This is a genomic window from Janthinobacterium sp. Ant5-2-1, assembly GCF_001445815.1.
GTDB lineage: Bacteria > Pseudomonadota > Gammaproteobacteria > Burkholderiales > Burkholderiaceae_D > Janthinobacterium > Janthinobacterium lividum_E.
Genome location: NZ_LNCE01000040.1, coordinates 20,575 through 39,914 on the forward strand (window position 1 = coordinate 20,575; position 19,340 = coordinate 39,914).

General features: G+C 62.8%; 19 protein-coding genes. 14 read left to right on the forward strand and 5 right to left on the reverse strand.

The features are described from left to right. Positions 1–9: 9 nt before the first annotated feature. From hisG to tatC, 14 genes are all read left to right on the forward strand, one after another. A complete protein-coding gene (hisG, locus tag ASN89_RS13880; protein ID WP_034753828.1) occupies positions 10–678 on the forward strand; it encodes an ATP phosphoribosyltransferase in 669 nt (222 codons plus the stop codon). A 24-nt stretch (positions 679–702) separates the two neighbouring features. Further along, entirely contained in the window at positions 703–2,028 is a 1,326-nt protein-coding gene (gene hisD / locus ASN89_RS13885; protein WP_058049661.1) for a histidinol dehydrogenase, read from the forward strand. Further along, the gene (locus ASN89_RS13890) at positions 2,025–2,966 is read left to right on the forward strand and encodes a DNA-methyltransferase (protein ID WP_058049662.1); all 942 of its coding nucleotides are present in this window, start codon (positions 2,025–2,027) and stop codon (positions 2,964–2,966) included. The genes hisD and ASN89_RS13890 overlap by 4 nt, the downstream gene beginning before the upstream one ends. Before the next feature lie 33 nt (positions 2,967–2,999). Next, positions 3,000–4,094: a histidinol-phosphate transaminase gene (gene hisC, locus ASN89_RS13895; protein WP_058049663.1), complete on the forward strand. Its 1,095-nt coding sequence runs from the start codon at positions 3,000–3,002 to the stop codon at positions 4,092–4,094. Between the two features lie 19 nt (positions 4,095–4,113). Next, positions 4,114–4,704: an imidazoleglycerol-phosphate dehydratase HisB gene (hisB, locus tag ASN89_RS13900; protein WP_010402123.1), complete on the forward strand. Its 591-nt coding sequence runs from the start codon at positions 4,114–4,116 to the stop codon at positions 4,702–4,704. Between the two features lie 35 nt (positions 4,705–4,739). Then, the gene (gene hisH / locus ASN89_RS13905) at positions 4,740–5,378 is read left to right on the forward strand and encodes an imidazole glycerol phosphate synthase subunit HisH (RefSeq protein WP_082654566.1); all 639 of its coding nucleotides are present in this window, start codon (positions 4,740–4,742) and stop codon (positions 5,376–5,378) included. Positions 5,379–5,432: 54 nt separating this feature from the next. After that, on the forward strand, positions 5,433–6,206 hold the full coding sequence (gene hisA, locus ASN89_RS13910; protein WP_034753842.1) for a 1-(5-phosphoribosyl)-5-[(5-phosphoribosylamino)methylideneamino]imidazole-4-carboxamide isomerase: 774 nt from the start codon (positions 5,433–5,435) through the stop codon (positions 6,204–6,206). Between the two features lie 60 nt (positions 6,207–6,266). Next, positions 6,267–7,028: an imidazole glycerol phosphate synthase subunit HisF gene (hisF, locus tag ASN89_RS13915; protein ID WP_058049664.1), complete on the forward strand. Its 762-nt coding sequence runs from the start codon at positions 6,267–6,269 to the stop codon at positions 7,026–7,028. A gap of 33 nt (positions 7,029–7,061) precedes the next feature. Then, a complete protein-coding gene (gene hisI, locus ASN89_RS13920; RefSeq protein ID WP_034753847.1) occupies positions 7,062–7,499 on the forward strand; it encodes a phosphoribosyl-AMP cyclohydrolase in 438 nt (145 codons plus the stop codon). Then, a complete protein-coding gene (locus ASN89_RS13925) occupies positions 7,496–7,867 on the forward strand; it encodes a phosphoribosyl-ATP diphosphatase (RefSeq protein ID WP_034753849.1) in 372 nt (123 codons plus the stop codon). The genes hisI and ASN89_RS13925 overlap by 4 nt, the downstream gene beginning before the upstream one ends. A 15-nt stretch (positions 7,868–7,882) precedes the next feature. Further along, on the forward strand, positions 7,883–8,254 hold the full coding sequence (locus ASN89_RS13930) for a histidine triad nucleotide-binding protein (RefSeq protein ID WP_046683196.1): 372 nt from the start codon (positions 7,883–7,885) through the stop codon (positions 8,252–8,254). Positions 8,255–8,334: 80 nt separating this feature from the next. Continuing rightward, the gene (gene tatA / locus ASN89_RS13935; protein ID WP_058049665.1) at positions 8,335–8,571 is read left to right on the forward strand and encodes a Sec-independent protein translocase subunit TatA; all 237 of its coding nucleotides are present in this window, start codon (positions 8,335–8,337) and stop codon (positions 8,569–8,571) included. A gap of 48 nt (positions 8,572–8,619) precedes the next feature. After that, positions 8,620–9,153 (forward strand): Sec-independent protein translocase protein TatB, encoded by a 534-nt coding sequence (gene tatB / locus ASN89_RS13940; protein ID WP_046683198.1) that lies wholly within the window; start codon positions 8,620–8,622, stop codon positions 9,151–9,153. Next, positions 9,150–9,905 (forward strand): twin-arginine translocase subunit TatC, encoded by a 756-nt coding sequence (tatC, locus tag ASN89_RS13945; RefSeq protein WP_035823092.1) that lies wholly within the window; start codon positions 9,150–9,152, stop codon positions 9,903–9,905. The genes tatB and tatC overlap by 4 nt, the downstream gene beginning before the upstream one ends. Positions 9,906–9,989: 84 nt before the next feature. Here the strand turns inward: tatC and ASN89_RS13950 are convergent, their stop codons facing one another. The 5 genes from ASN89_RS13950 to ASN89_RS13970 all read right to left on the reverse strand — a co-directional run bounded on the left by ASN89_RS13950 (position 9,990) and on the right by ASN89_RS13970 (position 19,196). Further along, positions 9,990–10,370 (reverse strand): hypothetical protein, encoded by a 381-nt coding sequence (locus ASN89_RS13950; protein WP_046683199.1) that lies wholly within the window; start codon positions 10,368–10,370, stop codon positions 9,990–9,992. Positions 10,371–10,541: 171 nt separating this feature from the next. Continuing rightward, positions 10,542–12,401 carry a DUF885 domain-containing protein gene (locus ASN89_RS13955; RefSeq protein WP_058049695.1) on the reverse strand — a complete coding sequence of 620 codons (1,860 nt, stop codon included), beginning with the start codon at positions 12,399–12,401 and terminating at the stop codon, positions 10,542–10,544. A gap of 141 nt (positions 12,402–12,542) precedes the next feature. Further along, positions 12,543–13,031 carry a hypothetical protein gene (locus tag ASN89_RS13960; RefSeq protein WP_058049666.1) on the reverse strand — a complete coding sequence of 163 codons (489 nt, stop codon included), beginning with the start codon at positions 13,029–13,031 and terminating at the stop codon, positions 12,543–12,545. Between the two features lie 55 nt (positions 13,032–13,086). Next, positions 13,087–17,256, reverse strand: coding sequence for a DEAD/DEAH box helicase (locus ASN89_RS13965; protein WP_058049667.1), 4,170 nt, complete (start codon positions 17,254–17,256; stop codon positions 13,087–13,089). After that, complete coding sequence (locus ASN89_RS13970; RefSeq protein ID WP_058049668.1) at positions 17,253–19,196, reverse strand: prolyl oligopeptidase family serine peptidase; 1,944 nt, start codon at positions 19,194–19,196, stop codon at positions 17,253–17,255. Before ASN89_RS13970 ends, ASN89_RS13965 begins: the two co-directional genes overlap by 4 nt. Positions 19,197–19,340: the final 144 nt, after the last annotated feature.

Consider the following 19,340-nt stretch of genomic DNA (forward strand, 5'->3'; position numbering starts at 1 on the left):
GGAACGAGCATGAACGGATCGAACAACGGTGACAGCTCCCAGCTGATCTTGGCGCTGTCGAAAGGCCGCATTTTTGAGGACACCATGCCGCTGCTGGAGGCGGCCGGCATCAAGGTGCTGGAAAACCCGGAAACCTCGCGCAAGCTGATCTTGGCCACCAACGATCCGAACGTGCGCGTCATCATCGTGCGCGCCAGCGACGTGCCGACCTACGTGCAGTACGGCGCGGCCGATTTCGGCGTGGCGGGCAAGGATGTCTTGCTCGAACACGGCGGCGAAGGCCTGTACCAGCCGATCGACCTGAATATCGCCGCCTGCCGCATGTCGGTGGCGGTGCAGGCCGGTTTTGACTACGAAAAGGCCGTGCACCAGGGCGCGCGCTTGCGCGTGGCCACCAAGTTCGTGCACACGGCGCGCGAGCACTTCGCCGCCAAGGGCGTGCACGTCGACCTGATCAAGCTGTATGGCTCGATGGAGCTGGCGCCTTTGGTCGGTTTGTCCGACGCCATCGTCGACCTGGTCAGCACGGGCAGCACCCTGCGCGCGAACAACCTCGTCGAGGTCGAGCACATCATGGAAATTTCGTCGCGCCTGGTGGTCAACCAGGCTGCGCTCAAGCTCAAGCGCGAGCGCTTGCAGCCGATTATCGAGGCGTTTGAACGCGCTTCGCAAGCCTAGACATTCAGTAGCAGAAAGCCGATTATGCCGATACAGATACGCAAGCTCGATTCAAGCCAGGATGGTTTCCAACAATCGCTCGACACCTTGCTGGCGTTCGAGGAGGGGACCGATGCGGCGATTGAAACGTCGGTCGCAAAAATCCTGGCCGACGTGAAAACGCGCGGCGACGCCGCCGTACTGGAATACACCAACCGTTTCGACCGCATCCCGCATGGCGGCGCGGCGGAAATGGCGGCCTTCGATATTTCGCAGGCCGAATTGCAGGCGGCCCTGAACGGCTTGCCGTCGGCCCAGCGCGAGGCGCTGCAGATCGCCGCCCAGCGCATCCGCGCCTTCCACGAACGCCAGCGCGAAGAACTGCGCGGCTTTACCTACACCGAGCCCGATGGCACGGTGCTGGGCCAGAAGATCACGCCGCTGGACCGGGTCGGCATCTACGTCCCGGGCGGCAAGGCAGCGTATCCGTCGTCCGTGCTGATGAACGCGATTCCCGCGCACGTGGCGGGCGTGAGCGAGATCATCATGGTGGTGCCGACGCCCGATGGCGTGAAAAACCAGATGGTGCTGGCCGCCGCCGCGATCGCCGGCGTGACGCGCGTGATCACCATCGGCGGCGCGCAAGCCGTCGGCGCGCTGGCGTATGGCACGCAGACGATCGCCGCCGTGGACAAGATCGTCGGTCCCGGCAACGCTTATGTGGCGGCCGCCAAGCGCCGCGTGTTCGGCATCGTCGGCATCGACATGATTGCCGGGCCTTCCGAAATCCTCGTGCTGTGCGATGGCACGACGGATCCGGACTGGGTGGCCATGGACCTGTTTTCGCAGGCCGAGCACGACGAACTGGCGCAAGCGATTCTGCTGTGCCCGGACGCCGATTACATCGCCAAAGTCGAAGAGAGCATCGCCAAGCTGCTGCCGACGATGCCGCGCCAGGCCACCATCAGCACCTCGCTGGCGGACCGCGGCGCCCTGATCAAGGTGCGCAGCATGGCAGAGGCCTGTGAAATAGCCAATTCCATCGCCGCGGAACACCTGGAAATCTCGGCGGAAAACCCGCAGCAGTGGGCCGAGCAGATCCGCCATGCGGGCGCCATGTTCCTCGGCCGCTTCTCGTCCGAATCGCTGGGCGACTATTGCTGCGGTCCCAATCACGTGCTGCCGACGTCGCGCACGGCGCGCTTTTCGTCGCCGCTGGGCGTGTACGACTTCCAGAAACGCTCGTCCATCATCTACGTGAGCGAAGCGGGCGCGCAAACCCTGGGCCGTGTCGCCGCCACGCTGGCGTACGGCGAAGGCTTGCAGGCGCACGCGCGCAGCGCCGAACTGCGCCTGAAGCCGCAGCCATGACGAAGTTGGCGGAGCAGCCGGACTGGGTCAACCGGGTCTATTGCGAAGATGCGCTGGCGGGGCTGGCGCGCATTCCCGATGGCTCGGTGGACCTGATCCTGACGGATCCGCCGTACAACCTGGGCAAGGATTACGGCAATGCCTCGGACCAGCAGTCGGTGGCCGACTACCTGCGCTGGACGGAAGAGTGGATCGATGCGGCGCTGCCCAAGCTGAAGGCCAACGGCAGCCTGTATATCTTCTTGACCTGGCGCTATTCGCCGGAGATCTTCGTCATGCTGAAACAGCGCATGGCGATGATGAATGAAATCATCTGGGACCGCCGCGTGCCTTCCATGGGCGGCAGCGTGCGCAGCTTTTCATCGGTGCACGACACCATCGGCTTCTTCGTCAAGCGCAAGGATTACTACTTCGACCTTGACGCGGTGCGCATTGCCTACGACGCGGCCACCAAGAAAGCCCGTTCGCGCTCGATCTTCATCGGCGCCAAATGGCTGGAAGTGGGCTACAACCCGAAAGACTTGTGGAGCGTATCGCGCCTGCACAAGGAACACCCGGAACGGGCCGACCACCCGACGCAAAAGCCGCTCGAAATCATCGAGCGCATGGTCAAGGCGTCATGCCCGCCCGGCGGCGTGGTGCTCGACCTGTTCATGGGCAGCGGTACCACGGCCCTGGCGGCAAAGCGCTGCGGGCGCGATTTCGTCGGCTTTGAATTGAACGCCGACTATTGCGCCATCATCGAACAGCGTCTGGCGGCGCTGACGCAGGAACTGGCCGAACCGGCCACATTGGCCGTGCCGAAGGCTGCCAAGGCGGCAGCGAAAAAGCCGGTGGCGGCCAAAAAGCTTGCCGTCGTGAAGAAACCGCCCGCCGTGAAAAAAGCGCCGGCCCGCAAGGCGCGCAGCGTCGCCGTGCCGGAAGACGTCGTCATTTAGTCTCCATTTAATTCCATCAGGAGTGTTTGCAGCATGTCTTTCCTCGATCAGTTAATCAGCAACACCGTGCGCGCCGATGTGCGGGCCGTCAAAAGCTACCAGGTCGCCGATGCCAGCGGTTACATCAAACTCGATGCGATGGAAAACCCGTATCCGCTGCCGCCGCATCTGCGCGAGGAACTGGGCGCGCGCCTGGCCGGCGTGGTGCTGAACCGCTATCCGCCGTCGTACGCCAGCCTGCAGGCGGCCATTTGCGCCAAGCTGGGCGTGCCCGCCGGCTACGATGTCATGCTGGGCAACGGTTCCGATGAACTCATTTCCATCCTGGCCATGGCCTGCGCCCATCAGGAGCCAGGCAAGCGCGCCGTGCTGCTGGCGCCCGTGCCCGCCTTTGTCATGTATGCGCGCTCGGCGCAGTTTGCCGGCATGGATTTCGTCGGCGTACCCTTGTTGCCGGACTTCAGCCTGGATATGCCGGCCATGCTGGCGGCCATTGAAGAACACCGCCCGGCGCTGGTCTTCCTCGCGTATCCGAACAACCCGACGGGCAACCTGTTTGCCAGCGCCGACATCGAGCGCATCCTGGCGGCCCTCGGCGACACGGGCATCGCCGTCGTCGACGAAGCGTATGAGCCGTTCGCGCAGCACAGTTTCATGGGCCGCCTGCCCGAGTTCGAGAACCTGGTGGTGATGCGCACCGTGTCGAAACTGGGCCTGGCCGGCATCCGCCTTGGCTATATGTCGGCCGCGCCGGCCCTGCTGGCGCAATTCGAGAAAGTGCGCCCGCCGTACAATGTGAATGTACTGACGCAGGCGGCGGCCGAATTCGCGCTCGATCACATCGACGTGTTGAATGCCCAGGCGGCCTTGCTCAACAGCGCGCGCGACGCGCTGGCGCTGCGCCTGGCGCAGCTGCCCGGCGTGACGGTATTTCCCTCGAAGGCAAATTTTCTTCTGATTCGTGTGGCTGATTCCGACGATGTTTGCGCAAAACTGCTTGCCCGCAGGGTTTTAATTAAAAATATGAGTAAAATGCATGCTGCGCTGGCCAATTGCCTGCGCATCAGCGTCAGCACCCCGGAAGAAAATTCCCTTTTTTACGATGCCTTCAAGGCATCCCTCGTTTAGCCTACCGCCAGAGCCTCCCATGAACCGCACCGCAGAAATCACGCGCAACACCAATGAGACGCAAGTTCGCGTCGCCCTCAACCTGGACGGCACGGGCCAGCAAAAGCTCAATACCGGCGTGCCCTTCCTCGACCATATGCTGGACCAGATCGCCCGCCACGGCTTGATCGATCTCGATATCGAAGCGACGGGCGACGTGCATATCGACAACCACCATACGGTGGAAGACGTGGGCATCACCCTGGGCATGGCCGTGGCCAAGGCCATCGGCGACAAGAAGGGCATCCGCCGCTACGGCCACGCGTACGTGCCGCTGGACGAGGCGCTGTCGCGCGTGGTGCTCGATTTCTCGGGCCGCCCTGGCATCGAATACCACATCCCGTTTACGCGCGCCATGATCGCCGGTTTCGACGTCGACCTGACCCTGGAATTTTTCCGCGGCTTCGTCAACCATGCGGGCGTGACCTTGCATATCGACAACCTGCGCGGCACGAATGCCCACCATCAATGCGAAACCGTGTTCAAGGCCTTTGGCCGCGCGCTGCGCATGGCTGCCGAGCTCGACGAGCGCGCGGCCGGCATCATTCCATCGACCAAGGGCAGCCTGTAAGCGCCCGCGAACCACTGTAGATTCCGAGATCAAACATGAATAAAATTGTGGTGGTGGATTACGGCATGGGCAATTTGCGCTCGGTGGCGCAAGCGTTGCGCGCCGTGGCGCCCGAAGCCGACGTGCGCATTTCCGGATTGGCGCAAGACATCGACAGCGCCGACCGCATCGTCTTGCCTGGCCAGGGCGCCATGCCCGACTGCATGCGCAGCCTGCGCGAATCGGGCGTGCTCGAAGCGCTGCTGCGCGCCGCCGACAGCAAGCCCGTGCTGGGCGTGTGCATCGGCGAGCAGATGCTGTTCGACGGCAGCGAAGAGGGCGATGCGGCCGGTTTGGGTTTGCTGCCAGGCAAAGTCGTGCGCTTCCAGCTCGACGGCCAGGTGCAGGAAGACGGCTCGCGCTTCAAGGTGCCGCAAATGGGCTGGAACCAAGTGTGGCAAACGGCGTCCCATGTCATGTGGGATGGTATCGACGATAACGCGTATTTTTACTTTGTGCACAGCTATTTTGCTCAACCTCAAGAGGCGTTGCACACGGTGGGCGAGACTGTCTATGGTGCGCCGTTCGCTTGCGCCGTCGCCCGTGATAATATTTTCGCCACACAGTTCCATCCTGAAAAAAGTGCTGCCGCTGGCTTGCAGCTGTACAAGAATTTCGTTCACTGGCAACCTTAACGTTAGCTATCCGGCTTTTTTTCGCTTCCCACTCACTCTGATACCACACTGACCATGCTGCTCATTCCCGCCATCGACCTGAAAGACGGTCACTGCGTACGCCTGAAACAAGGCGATATGGAACTTGCCACCGTATTTTCCGAAGACCCGGCCGACATGGCCCGCCATTGGCTGATGCAAGGCGCGCGCCGGCTGCACCTGGTCGACCTGAACGGCGCTTTTGCCGGCAAGCCGAAGAACGAAGGCGCCGTCAAGGCCATCCTGAAGGCCGTGCAAGATTTCGCCGTGGAAAACGACATCGAGGAAATCCCCGTGCAGCTGGGCGGCGGCATCCGCGACCTCGACACCATCGAGCGTTACCTCGACGCCGGCATCACCTACATCATCATTGGCACGGCGGCCGTGAAAAGCCCCGGCTTCCTGCACGACGCCTGCAGCGCCTTCCCGGGCCACATCATCGTCGGCCTCGATGCCAAGGATGGCAAGGTGGCAACGGATGGCTGGAGCAAGATGTCGGGCCACGAAGTGATAGACCTGGCGAAAAAATTCGAAGCCTACGGCGTCGAATCGATCATCTACACGGACATCGGCCGCGACGGCATGATGGGCGGCATCAATATCGACGCCACCGTCAAGCTGGCGCAAGCCGTCAAGATCCCCGTCATCGCTTCGGGCGGCCTGCACAATATCGGCGACGTGGAAGCGCTGTGCGCGGTACAGGCCGAAGGCATCGAAGGCGTCATCTGCGGCCGTTCCATCTATGAAGGCACGATCGACCTGGCGCAGGCGCAAGAACGCGCCGACGAACTGACCGACGCCGCCGTTTAAGCCTGCCCAGCCGGGAGCGTGCCTGCGCACGCCCGGCCTGGCGACAATCTGGATACCATCATGCTTGCAAAACGTATCATCCCCTGCCTCGACGTGACCAATGGCCGCGTCGTCAAAGGCGTCAATTTCACGGAATTGCGCGACGCCGGCGACCCGGTGGAAATCGCCCGCCGTTATGACGAGCAGGGCGCCGACGAAATCACTTTCCTCGACATTACCGCGTCCAGCGACAACCGCGGCCTGATCTTCGACATCATCGAAGCCGTGGCGTCGCAAGTGTTCATTCCGCTGACCGTCGGCGGTGGCGTGCGCGTGGTGGAAGACGTGCGCCGGCTGCTCAACGCGGGCGCCGACAAGGTCAGCATCAACACCTCGGCCGTGACGAATCCTCAACTGGTGTACGAGGCGTCGCAGAAGCACGGCTCGCAGTGCATCGTCGTCGCCATCGACGCCAAGCAGGTGTCGCCCGGCAAGTGGGAGGTGTTTACGCATGGCGGGCGCACCGCCACGGGCCTGGACGCGTTCGCATGGGCGCGTAAAATGGAAAGCCTGGGCGCCGGCGAAATCTTGCTTACCAGCATGGACCGCGACGGCACCAAGGTCGGCTTCGACCTGGGCCTGACGCGCGGCGTGTCCGACGCCGTCAGCATCCCAGTCATCGCCTCTGGCGGCGTGGGCGGCTTGCAGGACCTGGTCGATGGCATCAAGGTGGGCCGCGCGGACGCCGTGCTGGCCGCCAGCATCTTCCACTATGGCCAGCACACGGTGCAGGAAGCCAAGCGTTTCATGGCGCAGCAGGGCATCCCCATGCGCCTGGCGTAAACAGAAGCAGTAAAATCAGCAGGATAGAAGAACATGCAAAACGGAACCATCGTAGCAAGCAATGCCAAGTGGCTGAAAAAGGTCAAATGGGACGAGCACGGCCTGGTGCCCGTGATCGCGCAGGAAGCGGGCAGCAATGACGTGCTGATGTTTGCCTGGATGAACCGCGACGCGCTGGCGCGCACGGTGGAACTGGGCGAAGCCGTGTACTGGAGTCGTTCGCGCAAGAAACTGTGGCACAAGGGCGAAGAGTCCGGCCACACGCAAAAAGTGCTGGAAATCCGCCTCGATTGCGACGAAGACGTAGTCTTGCTGAAAATCGAGCAGGCGGGCGGCATCGCCTGCCATACGGGCCGCCACTCGTGTTTCTTCCAGAAATTTGAAGGCGATGAAAAAACGGGCGAATGGCAAGTCACGGACCCCGTCCTGAAAGACCCTGAGACGATTTACGCGGAAAGCAAGAGCAAATGAGCGAAACCCTGAAGCGCCTGGCCGCCGTGATCGAATCGCGCAAGCTGGCCAACGGCGGCGACCCCGCCACGTCGTATGTCGCGCGCCTGTTTGCCAAGGGCGATGATGCGATTTTGAAAAAAATCGGCGAGGAAGCGACGGAAACCGTGATGGCCGCCAAGGATGCGCGCCGCGACAACGACCCGTCGAAGGTCCTGTACGAATGCGCCGACCTGTGGTTCCACTCGCTGGTGATGCTGGCGCAGTTCGACCTGACGCCGCAGCAGGTGCTCGACGAGCTGGCGCGCCGCGAAGGCCTGTCCGGCTTGGAAGAAAAGGCGGCGCGCAAGGACGAGCTGCGCGACGCCGGCGAAACAGACAAACACTGACCTACTGGAGCGTGCGTGGATAACTGTATTTTCTGCAAGATTGCTGCAAAACAAATTCCTTCGACCATCGTGTATGAAGACGAAGACTTGCTGGCCTTCAAGGACATCAACCCGGCCGCGCCCGTGCACCTGCTGCTGATCCCGAAGCGCCACGTGGCCAGCCTGTCCGACTGCGACGATAGCCATACGGACATGCTGGGCAAGTTGCTGCGTTTGGCGCCGAAACTCGCTGCCGAGTTCGGCTGCGCCGTCACGTATGACGCCGATGGCGTGCCTGCCGGCGGTTTCAAGACCATGATCAACAGCGGCCCGAACGGCGGGCAAGAGGTGTATCACCTGCACATGCATGTGTACGGCGGTCCCCGTCCCTGGCGCGGTCAACACTGATTTCGCTGCGCGCCGGGTTCACGTGTATACTACCGGCATTGGTTGACGCTATTCGGGCACCGTCCCGCAAGGAGAATGTGATGGGTTCATTGAGTATTTGGCACTGGGTGATCGTTCTGGTCATCGTGATGCTGGTCTTCGGCACCAAGAAACTGGGCAATATCGGCGGTGATATCGGCAAGGCCGTCAAAGGCTTCAAGGACGGCGTCAAGGGCGACGATGACGCGCCGGCAGCCAATGCCCCTCCTGCTGCGCCATCGCAAGTGGCCGACAAAAGCACCATCGACGTCGAGACGAAAGAGAAAAGCAAGTCCTGATAGCGTGGCGGGGCGCTTGCCTCGTCCGGTAACAGCCCTTGTCCGCTTATGATCGATCTCGGTCTCTCTAAAATCGCCATCATCGGCGTGGTTGCGTTGATAGTCATCGGCCCTGAAAAGTTGCCGAGAGTGGCACGCATGGCCGGTACCCTGTATGGCCGCGCGCAACGCTACCTGAACCAGGTGAAATCCGAAGTCTCGCGCGAAATTGAAATGGAAGAGCTGAAAAACCTGCAGAAGGAAGTGCAGGACGCAGCCCATTCCGTCAAGCAAAGCGTGGAGAAATCCATGCATGGCGTGGAAAACTCGATCTCCGGCAATCTGGCCGAGGTGGAAAACGCCTGGCGCGGCGATTCGAGTTCGTATGATGAGCATCACGATGCCCATGAAGCCATGCTGCGCGCCACCAATGAAGACCTGGCTCGCAAGGCGCGCGAATTCCGCCGCAAGAAGCTGGTGCGCAATTCCGCCATCCCTGGCTGGTACAAGCAGCGCCATGGCGGCAAGCTGCACGTGCAGTCGGCGGCCGCCCGCGTGGCGCGCTTCCGTCCGCGCGCCAGTTCCTCCTCCTTTTACTCATGAGTAGCAAATCCCCGGTGGAAGAAACTTTTATCTCGCATCTGGTCGAGCTGCGCAACCGCCTGGTCAAGGCCTCGATCGGCATCGCCGTCGTCTGCGCCGTGCTGTTCTACTGGCCCGGCCCTTCTCACATCTACGATTTTATTGCGGCGCCGATGATCGCCTCGCTGCCGGCCGGCTCGAAAATGATCGCCACCGGCGTCATTTCGCCGTTCCTCGTGCCGATGAAAGTGACCCTGGTGATCGCCTTCATCGTCGCCTTGCCCTGGGTGCTGTACCAGATGTGGGCGTTTATCGCGCCCGGCCTGTACACGCATGAAAAACGCCTGATCGCGCCGCTTGTCATCTCGTCTTCCCTGCTCTTCATGGCCGGCGTGGCTTTCTGTTATTTCTTTGTGTTTGGCCGCGTCTTCCACTTCATCAGCGACTTTTCGCCGTCGTCGATCGCCGTCACGCCCGATATCGAAAACTACCTCGATTTCGTCATGTCGATGTGCCTGGCCTTTGGCGCCACCTTCGAAGTGCCCGTGGTGGTGGTGATCCTCGTGCGCATGGGACTTGTTTCCATTGCGAAACTCAAGGAAGTGCGCCCCTACATCATCGTCGGCGCCTTCGTGATTGCCGCCATCGTCACGCCGCCGGACGTCGTCAGCCAGTTCTCGCTGGCCATCCCGATGTGTTTGCTGTTCGAACTGGGCCTGCTGGTGGCGCCCATCTTCGTCAAGGCCACCCAGGCACCGGAAGAAGCGTCCTAGACGGTTTGCAATACGCGCAAGCAAAAGCCGCTGGCCTCTTTCGTGAGCAGCGGCTTTTTCTTTGGGCAATCACTTGGTGCGTGCTTACTGCAGCATCAGTTTGCTGAGGATGCCCAGGTTCAGCAGGATCAGGGTGCTCATCATCCAGTACACGTGCTTCATGTCCGCGCCATGGCGCAAGTCCATGCGTTCCAGGCGGGCGTCGAATTTTTGCTCCAGTGCATCTATTCTGGTATCGAATTTCAGTTCCAGTGCATCCACTCTGGTATCGACCTTTTGCGACACCAGCTTGATTTCCCCCAGCATATTGCGCTCCAGGGCCGCCAGTTCGCCATGCACGACCACGGCCGAGCCCAGTACTTCGCCCAAGGCCGTGGCATGGGCTTCCGCCTGCTGCGTGGGCACGCCGGCCGAGGCGAGGCGTTTGGCGTAATCGAGGGTGTCGAACTGGATGGGCATATGCATGGACGCTCCTGTATCCAGCCTAGCAGGAAAATCGGCAATTGCCAGTGAGGAGTGCGGTGGCGCCTGCCTTCCCGTCAGCGTAATGGACAGGCACGCCGGCGGTTTGCGGTGGCGCAAACGCATGCAAAAAGGGCGCCGCGGCGCCCTTTGCAAGGAGAGGATGCGTACGAGTTAATTCATCAGTTCCTTGATGACTTTCACGGGCGCGCTGCCGTAGCTGAGGAATTGTTCGTGGAAATCCTTCAGCACGAACTTGCTGCCCAGCGCTTGCTTGCGCTGTTCGCGCAAGTCCATGATTTCGCTGTAGCCGCTGAAATAGCTGGTCAGTTGCACCGAGCTCAGTTGCACGCGGCGCCATTTTTCCTTGGCTTCACGCTGGGTCTGGAAGGCCTGGCGCGTCAGCAGGTCGAGCGCTTGCGCTTCCGTCATGCCCAGCACGTGCACGCTGTAGTCGAGGATGGTGTTGGTGACGCTGCGCAAGTTCCACTTCGAATACATCAGCCACATTTCCGGCGCGTTATTGCCATAGCCCGATTCGAGCATCATGCGTTCGCCATACACGGCCCAGCCTTCGATCATGGCGCCATTGCCGAAGATGGACTTGACCAGGGACGGCGACTTGTTGGCGTAGACGAGCTGCGTGTAGTGGCCGGGGATGGCTTCGTGGATATTCAGGATCTGCAAGATCCAGTGGTTGTATTCGCGCAAGCTGCTTTCCGCCTGTTCCGGCGTTTCGCCATCGAGCGGCGTCACGTTGTAATAGGTGCGGTCCTGTGGGCGGTACGGGCCGGGCGCCTCGATGCTGGCGCCGGCCACGCCGCGCTGGTAAGCGGGCGTTTCACGCACGACGAGGGGCTTTTTCGGGTCCATCGTCAGCAGGTTGTGGCTGGTCACCCATTCCTGCAGCTCGGGGATCTGGCGGCGGATTTCCGGCACGAAGTCGGCGGCCGCCACGTGGTTGCTGGAGAGTTTGTCGATCACCATGCCGATCTTTGCCGTGCGGTCCGCCGGCTTGGCCGTTGCGCCCATGGTTTTCACCCACAGCTCGTCGGACAGGCTATCCATGTGCTCGAGCAGCTTTTCGCGCGCGGCCAGGGCCTTCTGGTACATCTGCTCGGCGCTCACGCTGGCCTGGATATCGTAGGCAAATTTCTGTTCATACAAATCCTTGCCGATGCGGAAGGAGCGCGCATTGCCGTTCTGCGCCAGCGCCGCATCCTGTTCCGTCAGCCAGGCCGCGTAGCCTTGCACGGCCGTGCGGGCTGCGGCGATGCGCGCGTTGTACAGCTGTTTTTCCGTCGGCGTCAGGATGGAGCCCTGTGCCGTCTTGTTCAGGTCGTCAAGCACGCTGAGCACGCCGGCGCTCTGGGCGATGGCCAACTGCGTGTGTTCGCGCGTGGGATTGACGATGCTGGCGCGCGCGGCCGCATAATATTGCGGCACGGTGGCGATGCGCTTGAGCAAGGTGCGCAGGCGCTGCGGCTGGGCCGCGTATTCCGTGTTCAGGATGAAGTCGATGGAACCGGCCACGTTGTACCGGGCGGGATTCCATTCGAATTCGCGGAAGGTGGTCAGATACCAGCGGTCCGATTGCAGTTTATTCGTCAGCAAGGCCAGGTCGGTACGCTGCTTGTCCGACATTTTGCCGGCATTCAGCTTGCCGAACTTGCCCAGCCATTCTTCGATGAAGGCCAGTTGCTTCTGGCGGCTGGCCGCGTCGGGAATGCTCAGGTTGGCGGCGCCATCGTACTTGCCGACGGAAATCGCGCTTTCCGGGTCCAGGCGCCACAGGGCCGTGAGGAATTGGCCGCTCAGGTTATTCATGGAGCGGTCGCTGCTGTTCTCGCTGGCGACGGCCGCGACCGTGGCTGCCGTGGCCGCCGTGACGACGGCCGCTTTCTTGGCGACGTTTTTCTTCTTGCTGCTGCTGGTGCTGGCCTTGCCGCTTTTCTGCGGCTTCTTGGCGGCGCTGGCCGGTGTCAGGGTAAAAGCCATCATCAATGCGGCGAGCGCAACTTTATTTCTTGTCAGCATAGTTTATCTCTTGAATATTTTGTCGTTTGTTCCTATCAGAAAATAATAAACTGATAATATAAGTAACAAACAACTATTGAAAGGTTGGCCTTGCTTGCCTGGGCGGCCCAAAGATTAGCACTAATTGTCCATGCGGCGCTAGACGATGATGGCGCTGCCGTGCAGCTGCTCCTGGTGGCGCGCATTGATGGCCGCCACGGCATCCTTGCCGCGCGCCATGCCGGTGGCGTGGATTTCCGTTTCCTGCGTGTAGCGCTGGCTGACGCGTACCGTGTAGGACTGGAACAGCCAGCTCCAGAAGTTCGTTTCATAGACGGCTTCATCCATGTCGCGCCATTTGAAGCCCGTCAGTTTCTTTTTCCACGGCAAGATGCCGGACGCCAGCCACACGCCCGCCTCATCAATGTACAGCTGGTAGCTGCGGATGGTCAGCAGGCGGTAGCCGACGATCAGGGCCGAGCCGATCAGCACGACAAAAGCGGCGCGCGCGTTGTACTTGAAGGCCAGCGGCAGGGCGGCAAAAAACAGCAGCACGGCGATGATGAACGTGCTGACATAGGCGGTCCAGGATTTGCCGCACAAAAAGGTGGCGCGCTGGCCGGCGCTGGTGGCGATATAGTCGGTCATGGCGTGGGAGAGCAACAGGAAAAATGGATCATCGCATGGAACGCGGCGGCGCCGTTCATTTTTTCAACCCCTCCTGCAGCATGCCCAGCATGTCATTGGCCGACATGCGCGCGGCCGCGTCGCTGCCTTCCAACAGACTGTCGGCCAGGTCGCGCTTGTGCTGGTGCAATTCGACGATGCCTTCCTCGATCGTGTGCTTGGCCACCAGCCGGTAAATGGTGACAGGGCGCAATTGGCCCATGCGGTGGGCGCGGTCCGAGGCCTGGTCTTCCACGGCCGGGTTCCACCAGGGGTCCATGTGGATCACGTAATCGGCCGCCGTCAAATTGATGCCCATGCCGCCCGCCTTCAGGCTGATGAGGAAGACGTCGCCGTCGCCCGCCTGGAATGCATCGACGCGGCGCTTGCGCTCCTGCATGGGCGTGCTGCCGTCGAGATACTGGTAACTGACGCCATGCTGCTCCAGGTGCTGGCGGATCAGGGTCAGATGGTCGACGAACTGGCTGAAGACGAGCACCTTGTGGCGGTTTTCCAGCAAGCCCGACAGCAATTGGGCGAAGGCCGCCAGCTTGCTGCTGGCCAGGCCCAATTCCGGCGCCACCAGTTGCGGATTGCAGCAGGCGCGGCGCAGCTTCATGATCTCGGCCAGGATCTGGATGGCTTTCTTGGATGCCGGCCCTTCCACCATGGCCAGTTTTTCCAGTGCTTCGCGGCGCAACGATTCGTACAGCGCCGTTTCCTGCGGCGACAATTCCACTTCCAGCACGATTTCCGTACGCGACGGCAATTCCGACAGCACTTGCGTCTTCGTGCGGCGCAGGATGAAAGGCGCGATCAGGCGGCGCAAGCGCAGGCGCGCGCCTGCCGCCGCCCGCTTGTCCTGATCCTTCTCAATGGGACCGGCGAAGCGCAAATTGAACTGGTCGAGCGTGCCCAGCAAACCGGGGTTGATGAAGCGGAACAGATTCCACAATTCGCCCAGGTGGTTTTCCAGCGGCGTGCCGCTGGCCACCATGCGAAAATCGCCTTGCAAGGCCATCACGGCTTGCGAGCGCTTGGTGGCGCCATTCTTGATTGCCTGCGCTTCGTCGAGCACGATCGTATGCCAGCGTACGCCGGCAAACATGGTCGCTTCCTGCTGCAGCAAGCCATAGCTGGCCACCACCACGTCGAAGGGCTGCAATGTGTCCAGCATGTCGGCGCGGTCGCCGCTGCCGAACAGTTTGATGTTCAAGGTGGGCGCGAAGCGCTGCGCTTCGCTGATCCAGTTCATGCAGACGGACGTGGGAGCGACGACGAGGGTGGGGCCGTTCGGCGCGCGCGCCAGGATCAGGGCCAGCGCCTGCAAGGTCTTGCCGAGCCCCATGTCGTCGGCCAGGCAGGCGCCCACGCCCCAGTGCGCCAGGCGCGCCAGCCATTCGTAGCCGGCCAGCTGGTAGTCGCGCAAGTCCGCCTGCAGTGTGCTGGGCAGCTGCGGTTGATAGTCGTCGAGGGCGCGCAGGCGCAGCAAGTGTTCGCGCCACAATTTGTCGGCCTTCACTCCACCCGCGTCATTGGCCAGCTCTTCCAGCGCGAAGGCGGCCAGCGGGTGGAGGTGCACGCCGTCGGCATGCGCCTCGCCATACGCGGCCAGTTCCGACAGACGGCGGTGCAATTCGTCGCTGAGCGCCAGGAACTGATTGTCGCCCAAGGCCACGAAGCGGCTTTTATTGTTCTGCATCAAGTCGAGCAGGGCGCGCAAATCCATCACCTTGTCTTCATCGATCTGCACTTCGCCGCTGGCGGCAAACCAGTCTTTTTCGCTCTTGATGTTCAGGCGCATCTGGCCGCTGTCGATGCGTTTCGACACGCGCATGGTTTCGCCTTCCGGCCAGGCCAGCACGATGCCAGCGGGGTCGAGCGCCTGCAGCTCGACCAGCAGTTGCAAGCCCAGCGCAGGCTGGCCCAGCAGCCACTCGCCATGCTCTTCTTCCGCCTCTTCCAGCACCAGGCATTTACCGATGAGCTGGCGCTGCGCTTCGCGCTCCGCGTTCAGGTCGCGCCGCGCCTGCACGGCCCGGCCCGCCACGTCGGCAAACACGCTTTCGGCGCCGCTGCCCGGTGCGTAATAGGCGCCGTTGTCGAGCAGCGGCCGTACCAAGATCTGCATTTTCAGGCCTTGCTGGTAGGGCAGCAGGTGCACGTGCAGGCGGTGGTCGGCCGTGATCGCTTCCGCGTCGCCGGCGCCGCCGCCGATGTCGGACTGTACGGTGACCATGGACGAGATGGCGCCGATCGCCTGCATGACCTGTTTCTCGGCATGCAGGGGCACGGACAGGCCCAGGCCCACGATGGCGCCGATGCGCCGGTGCTCGTCGAGGATGTGCACGACGCGCAAGCGCGTCGGCGTCTCGCGCTGCACCACGACATTGCTGCCGCTGTCCGGCAGGGGCGGCTGCATGCCCAGCCACAACTGCCCCTCGTGCGACTTGATCAGGAGCTCGGGCGCGCCGGCGATCAGTTCCACGCGCGTGTCGGGGTTGTCGAGCCAGAACACGAGCGGGTGGCCGACGAGCAGGACGGCGGCTTTGTCGAGCTCGACTTCATAGCGCGGCGCCGATGAATAGTATTGTTTGAATGGTGCGATGCTGCCCGCCGCGCGGGCGTCTTGCGGCGTGAGGAAATCGATGTCGCCCGCTTCCTCGGCCAGGCGTTTGAGCCCCATGGCGCGACCCTTGCTCCAGCCGCCGCGCGCGTCGCGTTTCTGTTCGCGCACTTCCACGGCCGTGAGACCAAAGCGCGGGTCGAACGCCACCAGCCACACGAGGCGGGAGACGCCGCCCAGCGCTTCGGCGGGCGCGTTCTGCTGCAGGTTGATGAGCGCGCTCAGCTGGCGCTGCCACGCTTCCTGGCGCTCGAACCACGGCGCCATGTCCGTCAAACCATGCTGCGCCCGCTTGGACGTGGCATAGCGCTCCTGCTGCGGCTCGCCCATCAAGCCCAGCAAGCCGGCCGCCTGGGCCGCGATCAGATCGTAGCCGGCCGCGTCGGCCTGCTGCGCCAGCGCTCGCAACTGGTCCTTGCGTTCGGTCAGTTGCGGCAGGGCCAGCCAGTAGTACAGCAAGGCCTGGAACAGCTGCGCCTGCAGTGCCGTTTCCCAGCTGCGGGTGGAAATGCTTTCCGCCTGCTGCACGCCGGCGCGCACGAGGCGCAAGGTATTGAGTTGCTGGTAGACGATGCTGTCGTGGTTCGGCTGCGCGTGCAGCGCGATATCGAGATAGGTTTCCGCGCTTTTCAGCAGTTTGGCGTCGTTGCCGCGCAGCAGGGCCAGCACGTATAAATGGCCGCCGATGCCCGTGAAGCACAGCTTGCGCTTGCCCGCGTCCTTACGCAGCCCTTTCAAGGCCGTTTCGTAGCCGGCCACGGCGTGCGCATGTTCGCCGCGCAACAGGGCGATACTGCTGTCGACAAACAGCGCCTGCGGTCCCTGCTGGCCTGCCAGGTAACGGGCGGCTGCGTCGAGTTCGCCGCACAGCAGGGCGTCTTCGGCCAGGGCCAATGGCAGGGCGGCGCCGATATGGTCGCCGGCCGCCGCCTGGCGCGCGTGGTGGGCGCGTGAATACGTGCGGATGGCGTGCGCCGTGCCTGGTTCACGGGGGGCGTTGCCCAGCAGCACGGCGAGGATGTCATCCTGCAGCTGCGGCATGACGAAAGACAGCATTTCCGGCTCGAACGGCCGGCCGAAAATCTCGATCAGCGGATGCAGCTGCTGCGCTTCATAGCAGGCCATGCAGGCGGCCAGGATGGCGGCCACATGGCGTACCTCGTCATTGCGCAGCAGGGCGATGCGCAGGCGCGCGACGCCCTGCCGGTAGCTGCGCAATTCGACATAGCCATCCCAGTTGCGGCGCACGGGGTTGATCAGCTCGATGGCCTGGCACAGGTCGCGAAACACCAGGTGTTCGATGGCCGCGCGCATGGCGGGCCAGCGCAATTTTGCTTCGCAGGCGAAGCCCCGTCCCACCACTTCGGACGCCAGCGCCTGCCGCGTCAAATGCTGCAGCATGTTCGTGACGGTGAGCAGGGCGAACGGCGTGCCGTCCGGCTCGACGACATTGGCGCGCTGCAAGTGTTCATACACGGCATGCTTGCCCACCGGTTCGCCAGTGATCGCCAGCAAGGCCAGGATCATCTGTTCGTGCTGCTCCAGGGCTGCAAACTCGTCAAGCAAGCGCTGGTCTGTCATGCGGGCAAATTGGCGATGTGGACGGGCGGTTCGCCAGCCGCCACGGGCAGGCCGAATACGCGCTGGTAGAAATACAGTTCCGCGTCCAGGGTGCGCATGATGTTTTCCGCCTTGCGGAAGCCGTGTCCCTCGCCTTCGAGCGGCACGTACGCGACAGGTACGCCGCGTGCCTGCAGGGCGTCGACCATCAGCTGCGACTGCTGCGGCGGCACGACCTTGTCGTCGAGGCCCTGGAAGAAGATCATCGGGCGCGACAGTTTATCCGTGTGGTGGATGGGCGAGCGCTCGCGGTACAGCGCCTCGGCTTGCGGCTGCGAAGCGATCAGGTAATCGGTGTAGCGCGATTCGAACTTGTGCGAATCGTCGTCCAGGCCTTTCAGGTCGGATACGCCATAGTAGCTGGCACCGGCCTTGAAGACGTCGTGGAACGTCAATGCGCACAGGGTCGTCAGGCCGCCCGCGCTGCCGCCGCGGATGATCAGGCGCTCCGGGTCGGCCAGGCCGTTGGCGGCCAGGTAGCGCGCGCCGGCGATGCAGTCTTCCACGTCGACGATGCCCCATTGCCCGCGCAGCGCGTCGCGGTATTCGCGGCCGAAGCCGCTGCTGCCGCCATAGTTGACGTCGAGCACGCCGATGCCGCGGCTGGTCCAGTACTGCGTCGCCAGTTTCAAGGTATTGCTGGCCATGCTGGTGGGGCCGCCATGGCTGATGACGATGACGGGCGGTAACGTTCCCGCAGGCGCCTGCACGTCGCCATTGGTGGGTGCATAAAAGAAGGCGTAAGCCGTGCGGCCATTGCTGCTTGGGAAACTCAAGCTGCGCGGCACGGACAGATACTCGAGCGCGGGCAAGTGTGCGATCGACTGGGCCAGCACTTCCAGCTCATGGTTAGCCAAATCGATGCGCGCCAGTTCCAGCGCAATGGTCGGGCTGCCGCCCAGCAGCGCGACAAAGCCGGGACCCACGCGCAGTTCGCGGATTTCCTGATACGGGTGGGGAATCGGCTCGAGCTTGGCCGCCGCCACGTTCAATTGCGCCAGGTAGCTGATGCCGGCCTGGATATACGTGCAGACGATCTCGTCGTCGGAAAGAAAACCGTACATGCTGCCGCCGAAGGTCCAGTGCGGCGTGGCAAATTCCGCTTCCATCGGGCACAGGGCCTCGATGTCGGCGCCGTGCAGGCGGTACAGATTCCACCAGCCGCTGCTGTCGGAGACGAAGTGCAGCAAGCCGTTCGGCGACCATTCCGGCTGGCAGATCGATTCGCGGGCACCGCCGGCGATCAGGCGTGGCGAACCGAGGCTGCCGTCCGCGTGCACGTCGGCCAGCCACAGTTCCGTGCCTTGCCACGGCAGGCGCGGGTGGTCCCAGCTGATCCAGGCCAGCTGGCTGCCGTCCGGCGACAAGCGCGGTGCCGCATAGAAATCGTGGCCCCGTGCCAGTACCGTTTCGCGCCCGTCGAAGCCGACGGCGGCCAGGCAGTTTTCCGGCTGCGCATGGCCTTCTGCCGGATGCTGCTCGCGCACGGCGATCAGGCGGGAACGGGCCGCATCGACAACGAAGTCCGCGTGGCGCGTGTTGCCGCCCGTGGTGAACGCTTCGGGTGCGCCGTCGCCGGCCACGCGGTACAGGCAATTGTCGGCAAAATGCGAGAAATACACGGTATCGCCGGCCACGGCATACGCGCCGCCGCCGTATTCATGCACGCGGGTGCGCACATTGAACGGTGCTGGCGTCAGTTCATCGACACGCGCGCCGCGCTGGCGCAGCAGGGTGTTGCGGCCCGCCTCGCTGGCGCGTCCGGCCAGCCAGAACACGTCGGCCCCATCCGCACCGCCCAGGGCCAGCTGCGTCAGCGGCGAGGCGCCGGCGGCGACGATGGCCGCGCTGATCGGCGATGGCCAGATGCCATAAGGGGTGCTGGATGCGGTCGAGGTCATGCGGGCTCCGTATAGTGAGGGGATCAAGGGCCGCCAGGCAGGGTCAGGGCGCGCGGCGGCGTGCATCATCATAATGGAAGGGCAGGCACAACGAAAGTCATCGCTGTGCGTGGCAAATGCTGCAAAGCGGCACCGGAATCAATG

What these genes read in the sequence shown, in the direction of transcription:
- hisG (WP_034753828.1), top strand. Translation starts at nt 10, where the DNA reads ATGAACGGATCGAACAACGGTGACAGCTCCCAGCTGATCTTGGCGCTG.
- hisD (WP_058049661.1), top strand. Translation starts at nt 703, where the DNA reads ATGCCGATACAGATACGCAAGCTCGATTCAAGCCAGGATGGTTTCCAA.
- ASN89_RS13890 (WP_058049662.1), top strand. Translation starts at nt 2,025, where the DNA reads ATGACGAAGTTGGCGGAGCAGCCGGACTGGGTCAACCGGGTCTATTGC.
- hisC (WP_058049663.1), top strand. Translation starts at nt 3,000, where the DNA reads ATGTCTTTCCTCGATCAGTTAATCAGCAACACCGTGCGCGCCGATGTG.
- hisB (WP_010402123.1), top strand. Translation starts at nt 4,114, where the DNA reads ATGAACCGCACCGCAGAAATCACGCGCAACACCAATGAGACGCAAGTT.
- hisH (WP_082654566.1), top strand. Translation starts at nt 4,740, where the DNA reads ATGAATAAAATTGTGGTGGTGGATTACGGCATGGGCAATTTGCGCTCG.
- hisA (WP_034753842.1), top strand. Translation starts at nt 5,433, where the DNA reads ATGCTGCTCATTCCCGCCATCGACCTGAAAGACGGTCACTGCGTACGC.
- hisF (WP_058049664.1), top strand. Translation starts at nt 6,267, where the DNA reads ATGCTTGCAAAACGTATCATCCCCTGCCTCGACGTGACCAATGGCCGC.
- hisI (WP_034753847.1), top strand. Translation starts at nt 7,062, where the DNA reads ATGCAAAACGGAACCATCGTAGCAAGCAATGCCAAGTGGCTGAAAAAG.
- ASN89_RS13925 (WP_034753849.1), top strand. Translation starts at nt 7,496, where the DNA reads ATGAGCGAAACCCTGAAGCGCCTGGCCGCCGTGATCGAATCGCGCAAG.
- tatA (WP_058049665.1), top strand. Translation starts at nt 8,335, where the DNA reads ATGGGTTCATTGAGTATTTGGCACTGGGTGATCGTTCTGGTCATCGTG.
- tatB (WP_046683198.1), top strand. Translation starts at nt 8,620, where the DNA reads ATGATCGATCTCGGTCTCTCTAAAATCGCCATCATCGGCGTGGTTGCG.
- tatC (WP_035823092.1), top strand. Translation starts at nt 9,150, where the DNA reads ATGAGTAGCAAATCCCCGGTGGAAGAAACTTTTATCTCGCATCTGGTC.
- ASN89_RS13950 (WP_046683199.1), bottom strand. Translation starts at nt 10,370, where the DNA reads ATGCATATGCCCATCCAGTTCGACACCCTCGATTACGCCAAACGCCTC.
- ASN89_RS13960 (WP_058049666.1), bottom strand. Translation starts at nt 13,031, where the DNA reads ATGACCGACTATATCGCCACCAGCGCCGGCCAGCGCGCCACCTTTTTG.
- ASN89_RS13965 (WP_058049667.1), bottom strand. Translation starts at nt 17,256, where the DNA reads ATGACAGACCAGCGCTTGCTTGACGAGTTTGCAGCCCTGGAGCAGCAC.
- ASN89_RS13970 (WP_058049668.1), bottom strand. Translation starts at nt 19,196, where the DNA reads ATGACCTCGACCGCATCCAGCACCCCTTATGGCATCTGGCCATCGCCG.